Raw genomic sequence first — 6,822 nt, 5'->3', positions numbered from 1 at the left:
CCTGTATACTGAGAAATAATTTCTCCGGCTTTGTCAAGTAAATCTTCTACTACTACATAAGACTGTCCGCCCGCTACGGCTGCCTTGGCCACCTTGTCGCTGATCGTAGAGACGCCCAGCACCGTCATACGGCCGCTGGCGTTGATCACGCGCGGAAGTCCGATTTCTTCATAAACTGTCATTTTTCTCTCCTCCCGAATCTGCGACGTTTTTCTTTTCCGCCCCAGTCCGGATTTCATTTCGCACTTTCTGTCAAGTTTAAATCCAGGCGCAGGAGCTTTTTGCTCCTGCACCCGTATGTTTTTTTATTAATGAATAAAGATACCGCCCAGAATCATAGCGCCCAGGATGGCACCACCGGTCATCTCCTTGCCCCACTTATAGAAGATAGCGGAACCAATAATCGCTCCCAGACCTGCGTATACATTGTAGCTGGTAGCTGCCAGTACGATAAGCGGAGCCAGGTAACGTCCTGTGGCATTTCCTGCGCCCATCATAACGGAGGTTCCGCCTACCGCTACTCCTTCCGGCATCAGCTTACGAACCAGCATAACGATTCCGCCAATCACCAGACCGATGACAGCTCCTGTAATCAGCGCGGTAAAGAAGTTGGTGAACGGAAGCTTCCATCCCATGGAAAGGAACAGAGCCGGCAGACCGATACCTACGCCGGTCTGCAGGGAACCGCCGATATCCATCAGACCTACCAGGGGGCCTTCCAGAATACGCGCAATCAGGAAGCCTGCCGCAAATGCAGCCGCTGCTGCGTAATCGCCTGTGTCAATACCGTCTCTCAGCATAGCTACGATTGAAATATCATTGAATGCGCCTGTACCGAAACTGATATACATATAAGTTCCTGCAAAAATTGCCGCGGCGGCTCCAATTACCAGAAGGATAAAGGTGCTGTCCTTCATCAGAAACTCATCCATTTTCTGACCAAATGTTCTCTTGTCTTCCATCTTTCTCTTCCTCCCTAATTAAAACTTGCCAAAGAAGCCTCTGAAGTATGCAATGGCAACGAACAGAATTACAACGATGGCGATCAGAATCTGAACAACCTTGCTCTTGTAACCGTTCTCCTCAGCAGACTTACCGATCAGGATACCAAGTACAACACCGGGAGTCGCGTTACCGGTAATCAGCGCGGATACGCCGCCCAGAACAGTACCCCACATACCTGTGGTCTTACCGGCATCCATTGCTGCCAGCCAGAAGATTGCAGGCATGACCGGGTTAATCAGCCAGGTAGTAGCCGGTCCAAGTACCTCGGAAGCGATCAGGGAAAGCTTCTCCGGGATGATGCTTGCCATGGTGTTCAGGAAGATAACGACCAGAGCGCCTACCACAGAACCAGCCATCATCATCTTGCGCGGATTCTGAACAGTCTCTTCTACCTTGTTGTTTTTAACAAGCAGGGCAGCGGCACTCCAGTTGGGCACGATACGGTGCATAACATCCTGTGTCAGGGAACCTGCCGCCACTGCTGATGCTGCAGCGGAGAAGAAAAATCCCAGACCAAAGGAAAAGTGTGCAATCGGATCGCCGTTGCAGGCATTCAGCTCACCTAAGGTACGGAATGCACCCATGGACTGAACCTCCGGTGCATGGAACATACGGGCCGCACCCGCTGCGATGCATCCGCCACCGATGATACCGATGATTGCGGAATAAATGATAATCTGTAACATGTTAAAAATCCTCCTTCGTGATTTTAAGATATTTCACTCTTACCACAATCCTCGCGGTAATGGTAAAAGTCATCTTTTCTCTCGGCATGAAAAGAAACATAAAACGCTCGGTCTCTTTCTGAACCTGTACCTCATCGAAGTACACTTCTTTTGCTTCCATCTGAACGATGGGATAGGATATCTCCTGGAAAATCTGCTTACGCATCAGCTGAAACAGATTGCCTACCGCATTTTCCAGGGAGCCGCCGGTCATGGTGAGGATCATCTCATGATCCATCTCCTCCAAAAGCTGTTTTCCATTAAAGGTATCGATTCGTTCTGCATTCTTTCCAAACATTTTTACTCTTCTCCGTGTACTTCACGCCATGCCTGTACGACACGCTCACCCAGTTCCTCTGTGTCCATAAAACCAAGTCCGACTGCCTGGCAGCCTTCCTTCACTGCTGTGCATGCAGCCTCTACGGAACGAAGAGAGTATTTTGCCTTGTAGCCGTACTTGTTCTGAGCTGTCAGAGCGCCTGCTCCGCCGCTTCCGCAGAAGCTGATACCCAGATCCGCGTTGTTTTCCTTCATCACGTCGCCAAGCTTCATATCTGCTGCCATGCCCGGGATTACAATCGCCTTACCTCCGGCCTTCTCTACGCCTCTTGCTACCGCCTGACCTTTGCCCATGCGGTGGCCGATTACAACTAATACTTCTTTCATCGAGTGTTTCCTCCTTCTCCTGTTTCTTTATTGAACGGCTGACGCCGATGCAATCGCCATCTCCATGTGGGTTCCCACAAGGAATACTTCGCTTTTGTCAATGGGCACGCCATGGGCCTCGAAAAGCGGGTCTACAATCATGTGGGCATATTTCCATGCCTCTTCGGATACCTCGTTCATCATTTCCTCCTCAATCGGATCCACGAAATGTCCCGTATAAATACGCTTGATCAGCGCCACCAGGTGGTTGCTGAGCATAGCGTCGGCGTCATCGCTTAAGGTAAGCGGCAGATTTTTGATTCTCTCCTTTGCCGCTTCGTACTCCCGGATAGTTCTCTCGCGATGCTCCGCATCAATTTCATTCATTTCCAATGCTTTTTCTAAATACTTCACTTTCTTCTCCCTTACTGTAAATGGTTTTTCTTACTGTAATTTTATTCTTGAGGATGATGGTATCGCCGATGGAATCCGCAATTTCCTCCTCGCAGGCGTCCAGGGTCAGAAGATTCAGATCTGCCGTGCAGCCCTCCCTTAATTCTCCAAGACCCTCAAGGCCATAATGCTTTGCCGGTACGTAGGTTACCTTATGTACCACCTGATCCAGGCTCTCGCCGCAGTTGATGAGCTTGCTCATAACGCTGGCGATATTGTATACCGGTCCGTTGTAGTTCTCTACATGCAGATCTGTGGAGATCATATCACAGTCAAAATTGTCAAGCAGCGCCTGCTTGTATACACGAAGACTGAAGCTTGCCACGCCGTGTCCCACGTCGAAACGCACGCCTCTGGCTCTGGCGTCCTTCGCCTCCCGGATGATTTCGCCCTCCTCGGTCAGGATGCCGCCCTTCTTACCATGGTAAGCATGGGTGATGATATCGCCCTCGTCCACCAGCTTCAGTACATCCGTCAGCGCGGGCGGATAATTGCCCACATGAATCATCAGCGGCTTCTCGATCTCATGGGCGATCCGGGCAGCCTCCGCGATGGGGGTAAGCCCCATCTCTCCCACAACGCTCTGGCTGGCTCTGGCCTTCAGGCCTACGATGTTGTCACTGTACTTTTCTGCTGTGGCCTTTACCTTTGCCTCGTCCAGCTTGTCCATACTGTCCAGTTCATGGCCGCGGATCAGTCCCTCTTTGGATACATTTAACAGGGTAAATACCTTGGTCTTTGCCTTATCAATGTAATTGGCACGGAAGTCCTCATAGTTGTCGGCTCCGCTGCTTCCCGCGTCCAGAATAGCGGTGGCACCCCGCTCCAGACCCAGTACATCCGGGTCAAGACCCAGAAATGCCTTCGGATAGCAGTGCGTATGGATATCAATGAAGCCAGGCGTCACGATAGCGCCTTCTGCGTCGATGACTTTCTCTGCTTCCACATCCAGATTGTCACCAATTTTCTCGATTTTTCCGTTTTTCACGAAAATATCTTTTTTGTCTCTCCGATAGCCGTTTGCCGGGGCAAGCAGCTGTCCGTTTTTGATTAACAGGCTTTTCATGTCTATTCCTCCTCTATGATATACAGAAAGAACGCGGTTCTCTCTGAAATAGGTATCCTTACCTGCAGCGTATTTTCCGCCATTTCGAAGAATTTTTCCATAATCAGGAACACATCCGGATATTCCTTTTTCACCCGGTAATACTCCTGGTTAAATTCGCCGGCGGGATCCTCAGTGACCTCCCCGGACAGCCAGCGCTTCACCGCCATACTCATGTGAATCACCAAACCCAGCATGGCGTCCCGGCTCATGCGAATCTGAGGCGGAAGCTTGGCCACATACTCCAGAAGCGCCAGAATCAGATTGCTCATGGTTCCAGCCGCCTCGGCCAGATTTTCACCGGAATTCTTCCGGCTCAGCTGCGCCGATACCGTAATATCCGGTTTGGCCTGGAACGACGCCTCATTCTTCTGCTTCATCGGAATGTCGTCCACCAGCTTGCCGTATTTCAGGAAATCCTGGATTCTCTGAATATCCTCCGCCAGCAGCACACCGGAAATCTTCACTACCGGCACCACGCTGTTCTCCAACGGAATCGTGGAAATGGCAAAATCCACGCCCTTCAGATCACTGGCCTTTAAAAGCTGATAGGGGGAAACCTGCCCCACCACATTCAGCATCGGGAATACATGCTTGATACGGAGCGTCAGGAAATGGGACAGGCCCTTACCGGTGGCGCAGACCACCATGACATTTTTCCGTTCGCTCTCCGCCTGGATTCCATTTTTATATAAGTAAACTGCCAGATAGCAGATTTCCATCACGCCGAGCTTCTGCCCGATCTCGTCCTCGATAATTTCCGCAAGCTTCTCTGCCAGCTGGAAATAGGAATAGTAGTATTCCTGAATCTCCTGGAGCACATAGGCATTCTCTTCTTCCTGCCGGTCTGATCCACTCATGGTCAGGTAATTTTTCAGGTGCTCCTCCAAGTCCCGCCGGAGGCTCTGAAGCTCGAAGCTTTCTCGCTCTTCCCCGTTTTCCAGATAAGACATGATCCGTCTCATGATGCGTTTCAGAATCTCGTCCTTGACCCGATAGCCCTCGGTGCTGATTCCATAATCACGAAGAACTTCCTGAAGCCACGAAAGCTCCCGGGCTGTCTCCCTGGTCTTCTCCTCCGCCGAGAGCTCCCGCAGAAGCTCGGACGCGTAGGCCTCCTGCTCTTCCGGCTTTTCTCCAGTGCTTTCCAGCACCGGGAGGCGCACATGCCGCGCGATGCAGTAGCTCATCAGATTCAGGTAAGCGGTATTGGAAATCCAGATATTATACTTTCCGTTGACCTGCCGGATACTGCGACTGATATCCCGGATATTTTGGATACTGATTTTGCTTTTCAGCTCTTCAGGCAGAAGCAGGAACCAGTCGTCCGCCGTATAGCTGCCCTGGAACCGGGCCGCCAGAAGCTCCACGGCCTTTTTCCGGAGTGTCAGCTCGTCACCCTTCAGGCGGTAACCCTGGGCCTTTCGGATCTCCAGGGTAAAGCTGTTGCCGAAATATTCCTCCAGCCGTCCAAGTCCCCGGGTCAGCGTGGACTTGGAAGCCAGATACACCTCGGCCAGCTTCTCGGCTGTCACATAGCCCTTCTGCACAAACAGGTAAAAGAAGAGGCTTGTGAACCGCTTTTCTTCCTCATCGTCCACGAAGCTGCTTTTTCCTCCGCTGTCCCACTGTACCAGCAGTGCCGAGCATTCCGGCTTCTGGGCTGCCGGGATGAAATAGCCCTTCTTCGTCAGGTAGCCGATCTCAATTCCGTATTCCTGGCAGATGCGTTTCAAATCCTGTATGTCATAGCGGATGGTCCGCTCGCTTTTTTGCAGCTTTTCTTTTAATAGATTGATATCCAGCGGCACGCCGGATGTCATCAGCAGTCTGAAAATCTCAATCTGTCTCGGTTTCGGCGTATCTTTCATGTCATATAACTCCGTATTTCTCAAGCGCTGCCGCGATTCCGTCTTCGTTGTTGGTTGCTGTCACGTCAAAGGCATGCTCCTTCACGTAATCCGCCGCATTGCCAACAGCGATCCCGTATTTTACTGTGCGGAACATATCCACGTCATTCTCGCCATCGCCAAAGGCCATGACCTCTTCGGGCCGGATCCCCGCCGCCTCCATCAGGCGCTTCAGGGTCTGTCCCTTGGTGATCCCTTTCGGGGAAATCTCGATGAGCCTGGGGCCTGTCCGCACGAATTCATACTGTCCGGTAAATTCTTTTTCAAAGAACTGATATAACTCGTGGATCCGATCCTCCCGGTCTGTAGCGTTCATCTTATTGAGCTTCATCGGAAGTTCTTCCATCGTATAAATCTCAATCTGTCTCGGATAGCTGTTGATATTCTCCCCTATCCATCCCCAAGCTCCTGCCACCAGCGGATAGTCGTCCGGATATCCTTTTTTCTGACGTTCCTGTTCTTTTAGAGGGCGCTGCCAGTCTGGAATCCAGTAGTAGACGCCGTCGTCCTCGTAACCCTGAATCTCCACTTCCCATTTCTGCAAAACGGGAAAGAGACGTTCGACATCCTTCTGTCCCAGATACGCTAGCTTATGCCGCCCTCCCGGAGTCATATCGTTGACAGTCAGCCCGTTATTCTCTATCAGGCAGCCTCCATACTTCCGAAGCTTAAGCTCCTTTGCGTAAGGCATTTGGCGGATATAGCTCCTGCCGCTGGCCAGAATCAGTCGGATTCCTTTCTCCTGGCAGGCTATCAGGGCTTTCTTTGTCCGCTCGGTGATCTCATCTCTGCTGTTCAACAGCGTGCCATCCATATCTGTCACAATCCACTTTACATCCACTTAACCATCCCCTTACTTGCTGTTAGCATATCATACTTTGTTCTGTTTCTAGCCACTATTTCTTTGCAATTTTTTATGTATACATTGCAAAATTGAATCTGTTTTGTCAAGGCCTTATATTTTTTTTATTTCAGAAAA

9 protein-coding genes are annotated in these 6,822 nt (G+C 50.9%); all 9 read right to left on the bottom strand.

Features of this window, described 5'->3' with window-relative positions:
• Window positions 1–182: hypothetical protein (locus ACTRC3_RS08360; RefSeq protein WP_440322747.1), on the bottom strand; the 182-nt coding region annotated here is incomplete at its 3' end.
• A 126-nt stretch (window positions 183–308) separates the two neighbouring features.
• Window positions 309–962, bottom strand: coding sequence for a DUF4310 family protein (locus tag ACTRC3_RS08355; RefSeq protein ID WP_349164282.1), 654 nt, complete (start codon window positions 960–962; stop codon window positions 309–311).
• Between the two features lie 18 nt (window positions 963–980).
• Window positions 981–1,691, bottom strand: coding sequence for a DUF4311 domain-containing protein (locus ACTRC3_RS08350; RefSeq protein ID WP_349164283.1), 711 nt, complete (start codon window positions 1,689–1,691; stop codon window positions 981–983).
• A gap of 1 nt (window position 1,692) precedes the next feature.
• The gene (locus tag ACTRC3_RS08345) at window positions 1,693–2,028 is read right to left on the bottom strand and encodes a DUF4312 family protein (protein WP_158362132.1); all 336 of its coding nucleotides are present in this window, start codon (window positions 2,026–2,028) and stop codon (window positions 1,693–1,695) included.
• A 2-nt stretch (window positions 2,029–2,030) separates the two neighbouring features.
• Complete coding sequence (locus ACTRC3_RS08340) at window positions 2,031–2,396, bottom strand: SFCGS family glycine-rich protein (RefSeq protein ID WP_158362130.1); 366 nt, start codon at window positions 2,394–2,396, stop codon at window positions 2,031–2,033.
• Window positions 2,397–2,423: 27 nt separating this feature from the next.
• The gene (locus ACTRC3_RS08335) at window positions 2,424–2,789 is read right to left on the bottom strand and encodes a PRD domain-containing protein (RefSeq protein ID WP_349164284.1); all 366 of its coding nucleotides are present in this window, start codon (window positions 2,787–2,789) and stop codon (window positions 2,424–2,426) included.
• A complete protein-coding gene (locus ACTRC3_RS08330; RefSeq protein WP_440322746.1) occupies window positions 2,755–3,894 on the bottom strand; it encodes an amidohydrolase/deacetylase family metallohydrolase in 1,140 nt (379 codons plus the stop codon). Before ACTRC3_RS08330 ends, ACTRC3_RS08335 begins: the two co-directional genes overlap by 35 nt.
• A 2-nt stretch (window positions 3,895–3,896) precedes the next feature.
• Entirely contained in the window at window positions 3,897–5,804 is a 1,908-nt protein-coding gene (locus ACTRC3_RS08325; protein ID WP_440322745.1) for a PRD domain-containing protein, read from the bottom strand.
• A gap of 1 nt (window position 5,805) precedes the next feature.
• Window positions 5,806–6,684: a Cof-type HAD-IIB family hydrolase gene (locus ACTRC3_RS08320; protein ID WP_440322744.1), complete on the bottom strand. Its 879-nt coding sequence runs from the start codon at window positions 6,682–6,684 to the stop codon at window positions 5,806–5,808.
• Between the last annotated feature and the right edge of the window lie 138 nt (window positions 6,685–6,822).

The organism is Laedolimicola sp. (assembly GCF_051972735.1).
Lineage (GTDB): Bacteria > Bacillota > Clostridia > Lachnospirales > Lachnospiraceae > Laedolimicola > Laedolimicola intestinihominis.
This window is presented reverse-complemented; position numbering and strand designations above follow the sequence as displayed.

What these genes read in the sequence shown, in the direction of transcription:
- ACTRC3_RS08355 (WP_349164282.1), bottom strand. Translation starts at nt 962, where the DNA reads ATGGAAGACAAGAGAACATTTGGTCAGAAAATGGATGAGTTTCTGATG.
- ACTRC3_RS08350 (WP_349164283.1), bottom strand. Translation starts at nt 1,691, where the DNA reads ATGTTACAGATTATCATTTATTCCGCAATCATCGGTATCATCGGTGGC.
- ACTRC3_RS08345 (WP_158362132.1), bottom strand. Translation starts at nt 2,028, where the DNA reads ATGTTTGGAAAGAATGCAGAACGAATCGATACCTTTAATGGAAAACAG.
- ACTRC3_RS08340 (WP_158362130.1), bottom strand. Translation starts at nt 2,396, where the DNA reads ATGAAAGAAGTATTAGTTGTAATCGGCCACCGCATGGGCAAAGGTCAG.
- ACTRC3_RS08330 (WP_440322746.1), bottom strand. Translation starts at nt 3,894, where the DNA reads ATGAAAAGCCTGTTAATCAAAAACGGACAGCTGCTTGCCCCGGCAAAC.
- ACTRC3_RS08325 (WP_440322745.1), bottom strand. Translation starts at nt 5,804, where the DNA reads ATGAAAGATACGCCGAAACCGAGACAGATTGAGATTTTCAGACTGCTG.